We start from the raw sequence: 19,442 nt of genomic DNA, 5'->3' as shown, positions 1-19,442 counted from the left end.
AACGATGGAAACCGTCATCATTGAAGCAATCTCAGGCAACGCGTGGGTTCGTGATAGCAATGGAAATATAAGAGAGTTACGTGAAGGTGATACCGTTCAACCCGGCGAGACAATCATTACGGATGCCAATGCAAGCGTAATTGTCTCTACGCCTCAAGGTATGACACTTCAGTTACCATCTGGTAGTGAGCTTTCTCATTCAAACATTGTTCTGCGTAGCGCAGAGCCTGATGAAGACATGCGTTTTTCTGAAGCAGAGAAGGCATTAAAAGCCGAAGAACAGCTCATTGCACAGTTTGATAACGATCCCCCATCGCAGGGCTCGTCTTCCGCGCCCATTATTAGTAAAGACGGGTTAACGTTTGTAATGCTTGAGCGCATTGAGCTGCCGTTACCACCTCTTGCGTACGCTTATAACTACGAGCGGGGTGACGAACCTCTTTATCGCCTTAACGGTTGGGAAGGGACTAGCGAAAGTTTTGAACCTAGAGCCTCAGCTTTGGCGGTGAGTGTTGAGTTAGAAGGCGCTAATGATGACGGCATCTATAGTCAGGATGAGATTGGTAGTGATGGCACTGTGCTTGCCAATATTACTCTGGGTGGCGGAACTCAGGTAGGCGACACTCTGGTTGTCACCGACAAAGACGGTAATGAACTGCTGAATCGTCCGGTCACCCAGGACGACCTGGATAATGGCGTTAGCGTCGAAGTTCCGGTATCGCCGGGCGACACTGACGTTAGCGTGACCGCCACAGTGACTGATCCTGCAGGTAACTCGTCTAGCGATAGTGACACAAAACCAGTGGCTAACGATGAGCCGCCACAGGACAACGAAGCCCCAGCGGTATCTGTTGAGCTAATTGGTAGCGGCGACGACGGCACCTACAGCCAGGATGAGATTGGTGAAGACGGCACCGTTACCGCCCAGATCACTCTGGAAGACGGCACCCAGGTAGGCGATACCTTGGTGGTTACCGACAAAGACGGCAATGAACTGCTGAATCGTCCGATTACACAAGACGACTTGGACAACGGCGTTACGGTGGAAGTACCGGTTGCCGAAGGCGACACCGACGTCAGCGTGACCGCCACGGTCACCGACCCGGCCGGTAATTCCAGCAGCGACGACGACAGCAAACCAATCGAGCCGGTTGATAACACATCGCCCGCAGTCTCGGTGGAGCTGACCGGCAGCGGCGGTGACGGCACCTACAGCCAGGACGAGATTGGTGACGATGGCACCGTTACCGCCCAGGTCACTCTGGATGACGGCACCGAAGTGGGCGACACCCTGACGATCACCGACAAGGACGGCAATGTCCTCTTTGACGGAGAAGTAACTCAAGACGATTTGGACAACGGCGTTACGGTGGAAGTCCCGGTATCGCCGGGCGACACTGACGTTAGCGTGACCGCCACAGTGACTGATCCTGCAGGTAATTCGTCTAGCGATAGTGACACAAAACCGGTGGCTAACGATGAGCCGCCAGAGGACAATGAAGCCCCTGCGGTATCTGTCGAGCTGATAGGCAGCGGCGATGACGGCACCTACAGCCAGGACGAGATTGGTGAAGATGGCACCGTTACCGCTGAAGTTACCCTGGAAGACGGCACCCAGGTAGGCGATACCTTGGTGGTTACCGACAAAGGCGGTAATGAACTGCTGAATCGTCCGATTACACAAGACGACTTGGACAACGGCGTTACGGTGGAAGTACCGGTTGCCGAAGGCGACACCGACGTCAGCGTGACCGCCACAGTCACCGACCCGGCCGGTAATTCCAGCAGCGATGACGATAGCAAACCAATCGAGCCGATCGATGATGTACCGCCGACTGTCTCGGTCGAGCTGACCGGCAGCGGTGACGACGGCACCTACAGCCAGGATGAGATCGGCGACGACGGCACCGTTACCGCCCAGGTCACTCTGGAAGACGGTACCGAAGTGGGCGACACCCTGACGGTGACCGACAAGGATGGCAACGTCCTCTTTGACGGAGAAGTCACCCAGGACGATCTGGACAACGGCGTCACGGTGGAAGTACCGGTTGCCGAAGGCGACACCGACGTCAGCGTGACCGCCACAGTCACCGATCCGGCCGGTAATTCCAGCAGCGATGACGATAGCAAACCAATCGAGCCGATCGATGATGTACCGCCGACTGTCTCGGTCGAGCTGACCGGCAGCGGTGACGACGGCACCTACAGTCAGGATGAGATCGGCGACGACGGCACGGTCACCGCTGACGTCACCTTGAAAGAGGGCACCCAGGTAGGCGATACCTTGGTGGTCACCGACAAGGACGGCAACGTCCTCGACGAGCGCACGGTGACCCAGGACGATCTGGACAACGGCGTTACGGTGGAAGTACCGGTTGCCGAAGGCGACACCGATGTCAGCGTCACCGCCACGGTTACCGATCCGGTCGGCAATACCAGCAGCGATGACGACAGCAAGCCAATCGAGCCGATCGATGATGTACCGCCGACTGTCTCGGTCGAGCTGACCGGCAGCGGTGACGACGGCATCTATAGTCAGGACGAGATCGGCGACGACGGCACCGTTACCGCCCAGGTCACCCTGGAAGACGGCACCGAAATAGGTGACACCTTGGTGGTCACCGACAAGGATGGCAACGTCCTCGACGAGCGCACGGTGACCCAGGGTGACCTGGACAACGGCGTTACGGTGGAAGTACCGGTTGCCGAAGGCGACACCGATGTCAGCGTCACCGCCACGGTTACCGATCCGGTCGGCAATACCAGCAGCGATGACGATAGCAAACCAATCGAGCCGATCGATGATGTACCGCCGACTGTCTCGGTCGAGCTGACCGGCAGCGGTGACGACGGCACCTACAGCCAGGATGAGATCGGCGACGACGGCACCGTTACCGCCCAGGTCACTCTGGAAGACGGCACCGAAGTGGGCGACACCCTGACGGTGACCGACAAGGATGGCAACGTCCTCTTTGACGGAGAAGTCACCCAGGACGATCTAGACAACGGCGTCACGGTGGAAGTACCGGTTGCCGAAGGCGACACCGACGTCAGCGTGACCGCCACAGTCACCGATCCGGCCGGTAATTCCAGCAGCGATGACGATAGCAAACCAATCGAGCCGATCGATGATGTACCGCCGACTGTCTCGGTCGAGCTGACCGGCAGCGGTGACGACGGCACTTACAGCCAGGATGAGATCGGCAACGATGGCACCGTCACCGCTCAGGTTACCCTGGAAGACGGCACCGAGGTCGGCGACACTCTGGTCGTGACCGACAAGGACGGCAGCGTCCTCGACGAGCGCACGGTGACCCAGGATGACCTGAACAACGGCGTTACGGTGGAAGTACCGGTTGCCGAAGGTGACACCGACGTCAGCGTGACCGCCACGGTCACCGACCCGACGGGCAATACCGCCAGCGATGACGATAGCAAGCCAATCGAGCCGACCGATGATGTACCGCCGACTGTCTCGGTCGAGCTGACCGGCAGCGGCGACGACGGCACCTACAGTCAGGATGAGATTGGTGACGATGGCACGGTCACCGCCCAAGTCACTCTGCAAGACGGCACCGAAGTCGGCGATACCTTGGTGGTCACCGACAAGGACGGTAATGAACTGCTGAATCGTCCGGTCACCCAGGACGATTTGGACAACGGCGTAACCGTCGAAGTCCCAGTCTCGCCTGGCGACACCGATGTCAGCGTCACCGCCACGGTCACCGACCCGACCGGTAATACCGCCAGCGACGATGATAAGAAGCCGGTAGACAACGTACCGCCCGCGGTCACGGTTGAACTGACCGGCAGCGGCGACGACGGTACCTACAGCCAGGATGAGATCGGCGATGACGGCACGGTCACCGCCCAGGTCACCCTGCAAGACGGCACCGAAGTAGGCGACACCCTGGTCGTGACCGACAAGGATGGCAACGTCCTCGACGAGCGCACGGTGACCCAGGACGATTTGGACAGCGGCGTTACGGTGGAAGTGCCGGTTGCCGAAGGCGACACCGATGTGAGCGTGACCGCCACGGTCACCGACCCGACGGGCAATACCGCCAGCGACGATGACAGCAAGCCGATCGAGCCGATCGATGACGTACCGCCCGCAGTCTCGGTCGAGTTGACCGGCAGCGGTGGCGACGGCACTTACAGCCAGGATGAGATCGGCGACGACGGTACCGTTACCGCCCAGATCACCCTGGAAGACGGCACCGAGGTCGGCGACACCCTGACGGTGACCGACAAGGATGGCAACGTCCTCGACGAGCGCGAAGTCACCCAGGACGATCTGGACAACGGCGTTACGGTGGAAGTACCGGTTGCCGAGGGCGACACCGATGTCAGCGTCACCGCCACGGTCACCGACCCAGCGGGTAATACCGCCAGCGACGACGATCAGAAGCCGGTAGACAACGTGCCGCCTGCGGTCACGGTTGAGCTGACCGGCAGCGGCGATGACGGCACCTACAGCCAGGACGAGATCGGCGACGACGGCACCGTCACCGCCCAGGTCACCCTGCAAGACGGCACCGAGGTAGGTGATACCCTGATTGTTACCGACAAAGACGGTAATGAACTGCTGAATCGTCCGGTCACCCAAGACGACCTGGACAACGGCGTTACGGTGGAAGTGCCGGTTGCCGATGGCGACACCGACGTCAGCGTCACCGCCACGGTCACCGATCCAGCGGGCAATACCGCCAGCGACGACGATAAGAAGCCGGTAGACAACGTACCGCCCGCGGTCACGGTTGAGCTGACCGGCAGCGGCGACGACGGCACCTACAGCCAGGACGAGATCGGCGACGACGGCACGGTCACCGCCCAGGTCACCCTGCAAGACGGCACCGAAGTTGGCGATACCTTGGTGGTCACCGACAAGGACGGTAATGAACTGCTGAATCGTCCGATTACACAAGACGACTTGGACAACGGCGTTACGGTGGAAGTGCCTGTTGCCGAAGGCGACACCGACGTCAGCGTCACCGCCACGGTCACCGACCCGGCGGGCAATACCGCCAGCGACGACGATAAGAAGCCAGTAGACAACGTACCGCCCGCAGTCACGGTTGAGCTGACCGGCAGCGGCGACGACGGCACCTACAGCCAGGATGAGATCGGCGACGACGGCACCGTTACCGCCCAGGTCACCCTGGAAGACGGCACCGAGGTCGGCGATACCCTGGTCGTGACCGACAAGGATGGCAACGTCCTAGACGAGCGCGAGGTCACCCAGGACGATCTGGACAACGGCGTTACGGTGGAAGTGCCGGTTGCCGAAGGCGACACCGATGTCAGCGTCACCGCCACGATCACCGATCCTGCGGGCAATACCGCCAGCGACGATGATAAGAAGCCGGTAGACAACGTACCGCCCGCGGTCACGGTTGAACTGACCGGTAGCGGTGACGACGGCACCTACAGCCAGGATGAGATCGGCGACGACGGCACGGTCACCGCTCAGGTCACCCTGGAAGACGGCACCGAAGTCGGCGATACCCTGGTCGTGACCGACAAGGACGGCAATGTCCTCGACGAGCGCACGGTCACCCAGGACGACCTGGACAACGGCGTTAGCGTCGAAGTCCCGGTGGCACTGGGCGACACCGATGTCAGCGTCACCGCCACGGTCACCGATCCAGCGGGCAATACCGCCAGCGACGATGATAAGAAGCCGGTAGACAACGTGCCGCCTGCAGTCTCGGTGGAGCTGACCGGCAGCGGCGGTGACGGCACCTACAGTCAGGACGAGATCGGCAACGACGGTACCGTTACCGCCCAGGTCACCCTGGAAGACGGCACCGAGGTCGGCGACACCCTGACGGTCACCGACAAGGACGGCAATGTCCTCTTTGACGGAGAAGTCACCCAGGACAACCTGGATAATGGCGTCACGGTGGAAGTACCTGTTGCCGAAGGCGACACCGACGTCAGCGTGACCGCTACGGTCACCGACCCGGCCGGTAATTCCAACAGCGATGACGACAGCAAGCCAATTGAGCTGATTGATGACGTACCGCCGACTGTCTCGGTCGAGCTGACCGGCAGCGGTGACGACGGCATCTATAGTCAGGATGAGATCGGCGACGACGGCACCGTTACCGCCCAGGTTACCTTGGAAGAGGGCACCGAAGTAGGCGATACCTTGGTGGTCACCGACAAGGACGGCAACGTCCTCGACGAGCGCACGGTGACCCAGGACGATTTGGACAGCGGCGTTACGGTGGAAGTGCCGGTTGCCGAAGGCGACACCGATGTGAGCGTGACCGCCACGGTCACCGACCCGACGGGCAATACCGCCAGCGACGATGACAGCAAGCCGATCGAGCCGATCGATGACGTACCGCCCGCAGTCTCGGTCGAGTTGACCGGCAGCGGTGACGACGGCACTTACAGCCAGGATGAGATCGGCGACGACGGTACCGTTACCGCCCAGATCACCCTGGAAGACGGCACCGAGGTCGGCGATACCTTGGTGGTCACCGACAAGGACGGCAACGTCCTCGACGAGCGCACGGTGACCCAGGATGACCTGAACAACGGCGTTACGGTGGAAGTACCGGTTGCCGAAGGCGACACCGACGTCAGCGTGACCGCCACGGTCACCGACCCAGCGGGCAATTCCAGCAACGATGACGATAGCAAGCCAATTGAGCCGATTGATGATGTACCGCCGACTGTCTCGGTCGAGCTGACCGGCAGCGGTGACGACGGCACTTACAGCCAGGATGAGATCGGCGACGATGGCACCGTCACCGCTCAGGTTACCCTGGAAGACGGCACCGAGGTCGGCGACACTCTGGTCGTGACCGACAAGGATGGCAACGTCCTCGACGAGCGCACGGTGACCCAGGATGACCTGAACAACGGCGTTACGGTGGAAGTACCGGTTGCCGAAGGCGACACCGACGTCAGCGTGACCGCCACGGTCACCGACCCAGCGGGCAATTCCAGCAACGATGACGATAGCAAGCCAATTGAGCCGATTGATGATGTACCGCCGACTGTCTCGGTCGAGCTGACCGGCAGCGGTGACGACGGCACCTACAGCCAGGACGAGATCGGCGACGACGGCACCGTCACCGCCCAAGTCACCCTGCAAGACGGCACCGAGGTAGGTGATACCCTGATTGTTACCGACAAAGACGGTAATGAACTGCTGAATCGTCCGGTCACCCAAGACGACCTGGACAACGGCGTTACGGTTGAAGTGCCGGTTGCCGAAGGCGACACCGACGTCAGCGTGACCGCCACGGTCACTGATCCAGCGGGCAATACCGCCAGCGACGACGATGAGAAGCCGGTAGACAACGTGCCGCCCGCGGTCACGGTTGAGCTGACCGGCAGCGGCGATGACGGCACCTACAGCCAGGACGAGATCGGCGATGACGGCACGGTCACCGCCCAGGTCACCCTGCAAGACGGCACCGAAGTCGGCGACACCCTGGTCGTGACTGACAAGGACGGCAACGTCCTCGACGAGCGCGAGGTCACCCAGGACGACCTGGACAACGGCGTTAGCGTCGAAGTCCCGGTCTCCCCGGGCGCCACCGATGTCAGCGTCACCGCCACGATCACCGATCCTGCGGGCAATACCGCCAGCGACGACGATGAGAAGCCGGTAGACAACGTGCCGCCCGCGGTCACGGTCGAGCTGACCGGCAGCGGCGATGACGGCACCTACAGCCAGGATGAGATCGGCGACGACGGTACCGTCACCGCTGACGTCACCCTGCAAGACGGCACCGAAGTCGGCGATACCTTGGTGGTCACCGACAAGGACGGTAATGAACTGCTGAATCGTCCGGTGACCCAGGACGATCTGGACAACGGCGTTAGCGTCGAAGTCCCAGTCTCGCCTGGCGACACCGACGTCAGCGTGACCGCCACGGTCACTGATCCAGCGGGCAATACCGCCAGCGACGACGATGAGAAGCCGGTAGACAACGTGCCGCCCGCGGTCACGGTTGAGCTGACCGGCAGCGGCGATGACGGCACCTACAGCCAGGACGAGATCGGCGACGACGGCACGGTCACCGCCCAGATCACCCTGGAAGACGGCACCGAAGTGGGCGATACCCTGATTGTTACCGACAAAGACGGTAATGAACTGCTGAATCGTCCGGTCACCCAGGACGATCTGGACAACGGCGTTAGCGTCGAAGTCCCTGTCTCGCCGGGCGACACCGATGTCAGCGTCACCGCCACGGTCACCGATCCTGCGGGCAATACCGCCAGCGACGACGATGAGAAGCCGGTAGACAACGTGCCGCCCGCGGTCACGGTCGAGCTGACCGGCAGCGGCGATGACGGCACCTACAGCCAGGATGAGATCGGCGACGACGGTACGGTCACCGCCCAGGTCACCCTGGAAGACGGCACCGAAGTGGGCGATACCCTGATTGTTACCGACAAAGACGGTAATGAACTGCTGAATCGTCCGGTCACCCAGGACGACCTGGACAACGGCGTCAGCGTCGAGGTCCCGGTGTCGCCGGGCGACACCGACGTCAGCGTCACCGCCACGGTCACTGATCCAGCGGGCAATACCGCCAGCGACGATGATAAGAAGCCGGTAGACAACGTGCCGCCCGCGGTCTCGGTCGAGCTGACCGGCAGCGGCGATGACGGCACCTACAGCCAGGATGAGATCGGCGACGACGGCACCGTTACCGCCCAGGTCACCCTGCAAGATGGCACCGAAGTCGGTGATACCTTGGTGGTCACCGACAAGAACGGCAACGTCCTCGACGAGCGCGAAGTCACCCAGGACGATCTGGACAACGGCGTTAGCGTCGAAGTCCCGGTGGCACCGGGCGACACCGATGTCAGCGTCACCGCCACGGTCACCGATCCAGCGGGCAATACCGCCAGCGACGACGATCAGAAGCCGGTAGACAACGTGCCGCCCGCGGTCACGGTTGAACTGACCGGCAGCGGCGACGACGGCACCTACAGCCAGGATGAAATCGGCGACGACGGCACGGTCACCGCCCAGGTCACCCTGCAAGACGGCACCGAAGTCGGCGATACCTTGGTCGTGACTGACAAGGACGGCAACGTCCTCGACGAGCGCGAGGTCACCCAGGACGACCTGGAAAACGGCGTTACGGTGGAAGTGCCGGTTGCCGAAGGCGACACCGACGTCAGCGTCACCGCCACGGTCACTGATCCAGCGGGCAATACCGCCAGCGACGACGATAAAAAGCCGGTAGACAACGTACCGCCTGCGGTCTCGGTCGAGCTGACCGGCAGCGGCGATGACGGCACCTACAGCCAGGATGAGATCGGCGACGACGGCACCGTCACCGCTGACGTCACCCTGCAAGACGGCACCGAAGTCGGCGATACCTTGGTGGTCACCGACAAGGACGGCAACGTCCTCGACGAGCGCACGGTGACCCAGGACGATCTGGACAACGGCGTTAGCGTCGAAGTCCCAGTCTCGCCTGGCGACACCGACGTCAGCGTGACCGCCACGGTCACTGATCCAGCGGGCAATACCGCCAGCGACGACGATGAGAAGCCGGTAGACAACGTACCGCCCGCGGTCATGGTTGAGCTGACCGGCAGCGGCGATGACGGCACCTACAGCCAGGATGAGATCGGCGACGACGGCACCGTTACCGCTGACGTCACCCTGCAAGACGGCACCGAAGTGGGCGACACCCTGGTCGTGACTGACAAGGACGGCAACGTCCTCGACGAGCGCACGGTCACCCAGGACGACCTGGACAACGGCGTTAGCGTCGAAGTCCCGGTGGCACTGGGCGACACCGATGTCAGCGTCACCGCCACGGTCACCGATCCAGCGGGCAATACCGCCAGCGACGACGATAAGAAGCCGGTGGACAACGTGCCGCCCGCGGTCACGGTTGAGCTGACCGGCAGCGGCGACGACGGCACCTACAGCCAGGACGAGATCGGTGACGACGGCACGGTCACCGCCCAGGTCACCCTGCAAGACGGCACCGAAGTCGGCGATACCTTGGTGGTCACCGACAAGGACGGCAACGTCCTCGACGAGCGCGAGGTCACCCAGGACGACCTGGAAAACGGCGTTACGGTGGAAGTGCCGGTTGCCGAAGGCGACACCGACGTCAGCGTCACCGCCACGGTCACTGATCCAGCGGGCAATACCGCCAGCGACGACGATCAGAAGCCGGTGGACAACGTGCCGCCCGCGGTCACGGTTGAGCTGACCGGTAGCGGCGATGACGGCACCTACAGCCAGGATGAGATCGGCGACGACGGCACGGTCACCGCCCAGGTCACCCTGCAAGACGGCACCGAAGTGGGCGACACCCTGGTCGTGACTGACAAGGATGGCAACGTCCTCGACGAGCGCACGGTCACCCAGGACGATCTGGACAACGGCGTTAGCGTCGAAGTCCCGGTCTCGCCGGGCGACACCGACGTCAGCGTCACTGCCACGGTCACCGACCCGGCAGGCAATACCGCCAGCGACGATGATAAGAAGCTGGTGGACAGCGTGCCGCCTGCGGTCACAGTGGAGCTGACCGGTAGCGGCGATGACGGCACCTACAGCCAGGACGAGATCGGCGACGACGGCACCGTCACCGCCCAAGTCACCCTGCAAGACGGCACCGAAGTGGGCGACACCCTGGTCGTGACTGACAAGGACGGCAACGTCCTCGACGAGCGCGAGGTCACCCAGGACGATCTGGACAACGGCGTTAGCGTCGAAGTCCCAGTCTCGCCGGGCGACACCGATGTCAGCGTCACCGCCACGGTCACCGACCCGGCCGGCAATACCAGCAGCGACGACGATCAGAAGCCGGTGGATTGGGATGTCTCCGTCGACGTGCCGATCGACCATGACGCCATCACGCCGGATGGCGACATCACTGACCAAGTGGTGTTCGAAAGCGGCCTGGCGGACGGCTCCGCGCCGGACGCTGATGACACCCGCGTCGAATCCAGCCTGACGCTCACTGCCTCGGATGGCCTGCGGGACACGGGCGCGGTGACGCTGGCGTATACCGACGAGAACGGTGATCCGGCGAATCTCGAGCTGAGCAAGGCGCAGGTGGAAGCGCTGGGCAGCGATCCGCAAATACTGACCACTCAGTACGGCGAGCTAACCCTTAACGGCTACAGCCAGGCCGCTGACGGTACTATTACTCTCGACTACAGCTATGAGCTGACCACGGCACCGAGCGAGAACGTCGATGACCTGATGGACAGCATCACCGTGACCGCCACCGACCGTGATGGTCAGACCGACAGCGGCGATCTCAACATCAAGATCGTCGACGACGCGCCAGTGGCCGAAGACGACACCAACGCAGTGACGGAAGACAGCGCTCTCACCACGACTGGCAATGTGCTGGGCGATAGTGGTGCCTCGCTGGGCGATGTGGCCGATACCCAGGGCGCCGACGGTGCCACGGTGACCGGCGTGGCCAGCGACAACGTACCGGGCAACGACGCCACCGACAGCGGCGGCACCTTGGTGATCGACGGCGAGTACGGCACCCTGACGCTTAATCCTGATGGCAGCTATACCTACACGCTCGACAACGCCAACCTCACGGTGCAAGGCCTAAGCGACGGTGAGCAGTTGGAGGAAGTGTTCAGCTATACGCTGACCGACGGCGACAGTGATGCGGACGATGCCACGTTGACCATTACGGTCAACGGCAGCGATGACGGCGTGACCGTCGAGGTGCCCAACGACCACGACGCCACCACGCCGAACGGCAACATCACTGATCAGGTGGTGTTCGAGAGCGGCTTGGCGGACGGCTCCGCGCCGGACGCTGATGACATCCGCGTCGAATCCAGCCTGACGCTGACCGCCCTGGACGGCCTGCGGGACACGGGCGCGGTGACGCTGGCGTATACCGACGAGAACGGCGATCCGGCGACTCTCGAACTGAGCAAGGCGCAGGTGGAAGCGCTGGGCGATACGCCGCAAAGCCTGACCACCCAGTACGGCGAGCTGACCCTCAACGGCTACAGCCAGACCGCTGACGGCACTATCACTCTCGACTACAGCTATGAGCTGACCACGGCACCGAGCGAGAACGTTGATGACCTGATGGACAGCATCACCGTGACGGCCACCGACGAGGATGGCTCGACAGATAGCGGCGATCTCAATATCAAGATCGTCGATGACGCGCCGACCGCCAAAGACGATACCAACGCCGTGACTGAAGGTGCTGATACGAGTGGCAACGTGATCGGCGGCGATGGTGTCTCGCCGGGCGATGTCGCCGACACCGAAGGCGCCGACGGCGTCACAGTCTTCGCGGTGACCAGCAATAATGTGCCAAGCAATACGGCCGATGAGACTAATGGCACGCTGGTAATCGAGGGTGAATACGGCACGCTGATGCTCAACGCTGACGGCAGTTACACCTACGTAGCCGATCCGGACAGTACGAATGCCGACGTTCAGGACGTCTTCACCTACACGGTGCGTGACGGCGATGGTGACGAAAGCACCGCGACCCTGACCATCGACGTTGCCGATGTCGCAGGTACCCCGACCGACACCACGGGCAGCGTAGATGAGGCGGGCCTGGCGGATGGCACCGATGCGTCCGCCGACAGCGAGATCATCAGCGGTGGAAGCCTCGACTTGCAGTCGGGCTGGACGGTGGAGACTCAGCAGAGCGGCTCGACGTCATTGGGTAGCTGGACGGTCAATACCGATGGCACTTTCGATTACACCCTGAACAGTGACGCGGACCACTCCGGCACGCCGCCGACCGATAGCTTCGAGTACACCGCGGTCGATCAGCATGGCAATACCGTCACCAATACCGTGACCATCAATATCCTTGATGATCAGCCGGTGATAAATGTCGACAGTGGCCAACTGGGCAGTGTTGAAGTCGATGAGAGCGACTTCTCCGCTGGGGAAGTCAGCGCCACCGATGCCGACTTTATCGACGGCGTATTCGATATCGACCATGGGGCAGATGGCGAAGACAGCACGAGCTATCGCCTGCAGGTCACCGAAGGTGCGGTATCCGGTGTAATGGATACCGCCACGGGCGAAGCCGTTCACCTCTTTATGGACGGTGACGACGTGGTCGGTCGTGTGGGTAATAATCCCACTGGCGAGATCGCCTTCCGGATCGCTATCGATGGTGACAGCGGTGCCGTGACGCTGACGCAGACTCGTCCGTTGGAGCACCCGGATAGCACTGACCACGATGATGCCATCACCCTGAACGACGGTGCCCTCCAACTGGTGGCAACCGCCGTTGATGGCGATGGCGATAGCGTCGATAGCGAAGCCGTCGATGTCGGCGGTCGGTTCACCTTCCGTGACGATGGTCCTTCCATAACAATGCCGCCTTCTGACGCCTCGGTAGACGAAGCCAACCTGGCCTTGGGCAGTGATCCTGATGTGCCCGCTACTAGTGTATCCGATACCTTTGCAGTGGATTTTGGTACCGATGGTGCAGGGGATGTCCAGTTCAGTGAAGGGGGTGTCGATTCGACAGTATCGGCTCTTGAAGCTGCCGAGCTGACGTCGGATGGACAAGATCTGGAATATGTCGTTAGTAACGATGGCCACACCCTGACGGGCTATCGCGGCGCTGATCGTAGTGAAAGCGGCAAGGTCTTCACGGTCGAGATACTCAACCCGACCGCGGCAACACCTGGCTATGAGTTCACGCTGCATCGGCCGCTGGATCATGACGGCGGGGCCGAGACCCTCGATATCAACTTGCAGCATCTGACAGTCACCGACGGTGATAATGATAAAGTTGAAACCGACTTCACCATCACCGTTGTCGATGATGATCCCAGCGTTGAGCCTAAAGCCATCACGGTGGAGGAGGATTCAGATGTCGGGTCGACCGAGAATACCTTCAATACCAATGCCGATGCGACGGGCACTAATACCGGCATTGATGGTGGAACACCGGACGCAGATGGTTGGGTAGAAACGACATACGGTAAGGCCAAGGTAAACGACGATGGCACTATTACCTACGAGCCAAACGAACACTACAGCGGTGAGGATTCCTTTACCTATACCACGACGACCGACAATGAAACCAAGACCTTTACGGTTAACGTGACGGTCAATCCGGTTGCCGATGCGCCGGATCTGCAAGGTGGCAATGTCCAGACCGATGAAGATACTGCGGTCGCGCTGAATCTGACGGCGCCGAGCCCTGTCGATACCACGGATCAGAACGGTGCCGGCACCGCTGGCGACAACCCCGAACTGCTGGGCGAGATTACCCTGAGTGGTATTCCCGAAGGCACGGAATTGCTGGATGGCAGCGGCAACGTGCTGTGGACGAGCGATAGCAGCAATGGCGGATCGCTGACCATTGTGCTCTCTGATGGTGCCCACATCGACGGCGCTGCTGGTGATCTGACCATGACCACGGCCCAGTACCAGACGCTGCAGGTCAATCCGATCGCCCAGAGCCACGAGAACTTTACCGTCGATGTCAGCGTGACCAGCTATGAGGTCGACGACAGCGGCACCCCGTTGGGCGGAGTGGACGGTGCGACCAGCAACGCCTCGGTAGATGTCGGTGTGCAGGCGGTGACGGACGATGTCGATCTGAGCATCAACGGCGGGGATACCCATACCGCCTCCATCGACGAGGACGGCGCGCTGGACCTTGGCGACCTGCTCGGCGCCAGCTTCGAGGATCTCGACGGCAGCGAGGAGCGCTGGCTTGAAATTAGCGATGTTCCAGAGGGAACGTCGGTTACGGTGAATGGCAGCACCATCACGGCGGGAAGTGATGGCATCATCGTTATTCCAGCGACCGATCTCGGCAGCTTCGGCGCTGGTGAGTCGACGCAGATTCCATCATCCCTGACACTGACGCCGCCGGCCGATTTCAGTGGCGATCTCGACGACATCACCGTCACCCTCAAGGCTCAGGATCGCGATAGCGATGCCGGCGATCCCGATGGCGCGGTGAAGGACGATTCGGTCACGCTGAATATCGACACCCTGCCGGTCGCCGATAAGCCGGCCGATATCAGCGCCGAGGGGCCGGAGGATAGCGATATCGCCTTCCTGGCGGATCTCGATGTCAGTGATACCGATGGCAGTGAGACGATCACGGCGATCAGTATCGACAGCGTGCCGGACGGCTGGGTGATCAAGGATGGCGACGGCACTGTCTTGCATACCGGTGACGGCAGCGGTGGCTTCACGATCGATCCGAGCGATGTGGCCGACGGCAGCTATACCGGCTACACCATCACGCCACCGGCCCATAGCAGTGAGGACGCAAGCCTGTCGCTGCAGGTGGAGGTGGTGGACACCGCCTCGACCGGTTCGGATACCCAGACCCACAACGTCACGGCGGATGTCGCAGTGACACCGGTCGCCGAAGAGGTCGGTGGCGATAGCGATGGCGACGGCCAGCCCGATCTGACCATGAACGGTAACCATGCCTATGGCACGGGCGTGGACGGTGTCGAAGACGAGTGGTTCGCGCTCAACGCCGATGGTTTCAATCCGGCGAGCGGCTGGGCCAACCAGGACGCCGATGGCTCGGAGCAGACCTTCGCTCTATTGACGCCAGAACTAGTCTCAGGCCTGGGTGGTAGCGCCGACGGCTCCAGCTTCCGCTATTCCACGGATGGTGGCACCACCTGGGTCGAGCAGACCTATACCGGCTCGCCCATCGAAGTGCCGGTGGAATACCTGGACACCCTGGAGTTCCGTGCGGCGCCAAACCAGAAGGGCGAGTTCCGGATTCGCGTTGAGGCCAAAACGGTGGATACCGATGCCGAGGGTAATACGGATACCGCCATCTCCGGCGAAGCCATTCTCGATGGTATCTTGATCGACACACCGGTCGCCGATCTTGCTTCGCTGAACGTCGCCTCGCCGGCCGAGGGCAACGAGGATGAGCCGATTGCGCTGGATATTCGACCACAGAGTTCAGATCCCAACGAGAGCTTCACGGTCACGCTTTCCGGAGCGCCAGCCGGTGCCGTGATCACCTATGGGCCAGAAGGTAGTGAACAAACCTGGACCTCTACGGGCGAGAGTGACACCTTCGAGATCGAGGACTTCGACCGCAATGCGCCTTTGACCGTCACGCCACCCCAGGATAGCAACGAGGACTTTACGCTTACCGCAAGTGTGGTCACCGTTGATGAGTATGGTGGTGAGACTGACACCCTGGCGACGCCGGTCGAGAAGTCGATCAACGTCCATGTGGATGGGGTCGCCGATGCGCCGGATGTCACCACCGATACGCCGGTCTACGCCGAAGAGGATCTGGATGATGGTAGTGCCAGCGTCACGCTGAGCGATATCATCACCGCCACTTCGGGCGAACAAACCGACGATGGCTCGGAGATGCTGACCTATCGCATCACCGGCCTCGACGAGCAGTTCGATGTCGAGGGCGCGACGCTGATTCGCGGCGAGGGCGCCGAGCGTGTTTGGGTTGCCACCGATCCGAATGCCGTCACCATCACCGCGCCGGAGAACTTCAGCGGCCAGGTGGACTTCTCGGTCACACCCATCGTCACCGAAGATGACGGCGATACTCTGGAGAGCGCCGAGCAGCAGGTATCCTTCCAGGTCACGCCGTCGCCGGAGGCAGGGTTCAGCATCCAGTCCAGTCTGGCCGAGGATCAACTGGGGCAGCTTAACCTGAGCTTCGAGCCGCAGAACGGCGATACCAACGAGTCGTTGAATTCGGTATGGATCGAGGTTGCCAGCGTCACGGGCAATCAGTTCGAACTCTACTACGGCAGCGATGGCAGCACGACGCTGGCGGATGCCGCAGCGAACGGTGAGCCGGGTGTGGTCGAGGAGGGCGGCTACTATAAGCTGACCGACGGTGCCTGGAACAATATCTATGCCCAGGGTGACGAGCACTTCTCCGGTAGTGCCGGCACTCTCGAGGTGCAGTACGAGATCACCGATACCCCCAACCCTGGCTATGAAGGCACTGTTGGCGACACCACGGTGGTCAAGAACGAGACCCATGAGGTCATCATCGAGGCGGTAACCGACATGCCAACGGTGACCATCACTGGTATCGAAAATGTCGAAGGCAGCGGCAGCGACGCCACCATCGATGACAAAGATGTCACCGCCGACGGTAATGATCGTGTCGAGGTGACCGTCGATATCACCCAGCCGGATACCGACGGTAGTGAGTCACTCAAGTATCTGTTGATCGACAATGTCCCCGCCGGGGTCAGCGTCGTGGGTGGCGAGTTCGTCGGCCAGGTCGCCGGCGGTACCGGCAGCCAGTGGCGTATCGAGATCGATCCCGATGTTGCCTTCAATGGCACCGATACCTTGACCCAGACCGTCGAGTTCACCATGGGCGATGGTACCCAGGTGGATGCTATCGAAAATCATGAAATCACCATCACCGCAGTGACTCAGGATAATGGCGCGACTAGCCAGGAGGAGCGCGGCAGCGATAGCTGGACGCTGACCGGCGAGGGTGACTTTGGCGACGGCGAGGATCCCAACGAGATCATCAACTGGGAAGATGCCGGTGCCACCATGACCGAGGATGCCCCCTGGTCGCTGTCCGACCTGGTCAATGCCCAGATCGGGGATACCTCGGATGGTCGCAGCGCGGTGACCATCTCCGATTTGCCGCCAGGCGCCGTGGTTAACGGTATGCAGCAGACCACCATCGACGGCGAGTTGGTGTGGTACGCCAGCACCGAGGATGGCAGCAATGCTGGCCTGCAGGCGCTGCTGGACGGTATCACCGTGACGCCGCCGGCCAACTGGAACGATACCGACGGAGAATTCTCCTTCGATACCACCCTGACCACCCAGGCGCCGAGCGGCGAGGAGAACTCGGAGACGATCAGTGTGACGCCGCCGGTGACACCGGTGACCGACGAACCAACCGTCAATGTCTCCGCAGGCGATGCTGTTAGCGGCGAGGATATCGACTTCACCATCGACGTCTCCAGCCCGGCGGACAATCCCGATGTCAGTCTGGTGGATGGGCAGTTGGTGATCACGCTCGATGAGACCGGTATGAGCAGCGGTGAAGGTGCCACAGGCACCCTGTGGTACAACGGCGAAGAGATCACGCCGGATGGCGACGGCAACTACGTGATTGATGGTGTTTCCGTGGGCGACTCGGTCACGGTGAGCTATCGTCCGGGGGACAATACCTGGGGCAACGTTTCGCTTATCGCTGAGGCGACGACCCAGGAGACTGGTGCGGCCAATGTCGAAACCTCTACAGGGTCGAGTGCTTCCGAGATCGCGCCACCGCCGCCGGAGATCACTGTCGATGATGTCAGCGGCTCTGAAGATCCGGAGAATCCGATCGCACTGCAGGGGCTGGACGTCACGTTGCCGGATGCCTCCCAGAGCCTCGACGCCTTGCTGCTCGAAGGGGTGCCGGATGGCTGGCTGGTCAAGACCGGCAGCGATGCCGGTTCGGCGACGCTGGCTGATAACGTTGGTGGAGGAGGCTGGTCGATCCTCAACGCCGACGGCAGCATGCCGGACTTCGTGGGCCTGGTGCCGCCGCGCAACTGGAGCGGTACCCTTGAGGGGACGGATGCCCTGACCTTGACGGCGCGGACCAGCCGCAATGGTGAGAGCGAGACCACCTCTACTGACTTGGAAGTGGACGTTCAAGCCGTGGCCGATGGCATCACGCTGTCGCCCGAGCTGAGCTTCGGCGAGGAAGGCGACAAGATCCCGCTCAACCTCAGCGCGGCTATGCCCGATATGGACGGCTCGGAAACCGCTACGATCGAGCTAACAGGGCTTGGCGAACATGCCAGCTTCTTCACCGGCGGTGGCGATACGCTGCTGGATAGCGTCAGTTATGACAGCGGCAGTGACACCTACACCCTGAGCGGTATCACGCCGGATCAGATCAACGACCTGTATCTGGTGCAGGGGGCAATGCAAGGCTCTGTGGCTATCGAGGCCTGGACCACCGACGGCAGCGATGAATCGGCGCATGTTTCGGATAGCTTCGAGGTCAATATCGCAGCCGTCGAACCGACGGGGGGGGACGATACGCTGTTGTATAGCGGCTCACCGATTGACGCCCTGGGCGGCGATGACACTATCGTGATGCGCTTCAGCGAGGACCTGGAACAGGACGACTACGCTAACTTCGATAATATCGAGCGCCTCGACCTAACGGAGAGCGGCAGCAATACGCTGGATGCCCTGCGTCCAGAAGACGTGCTGGAAATGACCGATGACCGAAATACGCTGAGTATTTTAGGTGATGAGAATGACACCGTTGACCTCGGGGCAGGCTGGACCGAGGGTGGCAATCTCATAGAAGATGGCGTTACTTTCCGAGTCTACAATAACGCTGATGAAGACATCTCGTTGAAAGTGCAGAGCGGTATACTCGTGGAGTAACTCAGCAATAGAGGCAGTAACAAGCGTGCAGCGCCAGGGTTGTAAAATACCCTGGCGTTTTTTTTAATTATGGCAT

Annotated in this window: 1 protein-coding gene; it reads left to right on the top strand. The window is 61.4% G+C overall.

Features of this window, described 5'->3' with window-relative positions:
• Window positions 1-4 precede the first annotated feature (4 nt).
• Complete coding sequence (locus tag NDQ72_18495; GenBank protein WKD28001.1) at window positions 5-19,366, top strand: Ig-like domain-containing protein; 19,362 nt, start codon at window positions 5-7, stop codon at window positions 19,364-19,366.
• Window positions 19,367-19,442: the final 76 nt, after the last annotated feature.

Source organism: Halomonas sp. KG2, from assembly GCA_030440445.1.
Classification (GTDB): Bacteria; Pseudomonadota; Gammaproteobacteria; order Pseudomonadales; family Halomonadaceae; genus Vreelandella.
The sequence above is the reverse complement of the archived record's forward strand: the minus strand, read 5'-3'. Positions and strand labels throughout refer to the sequence as shown.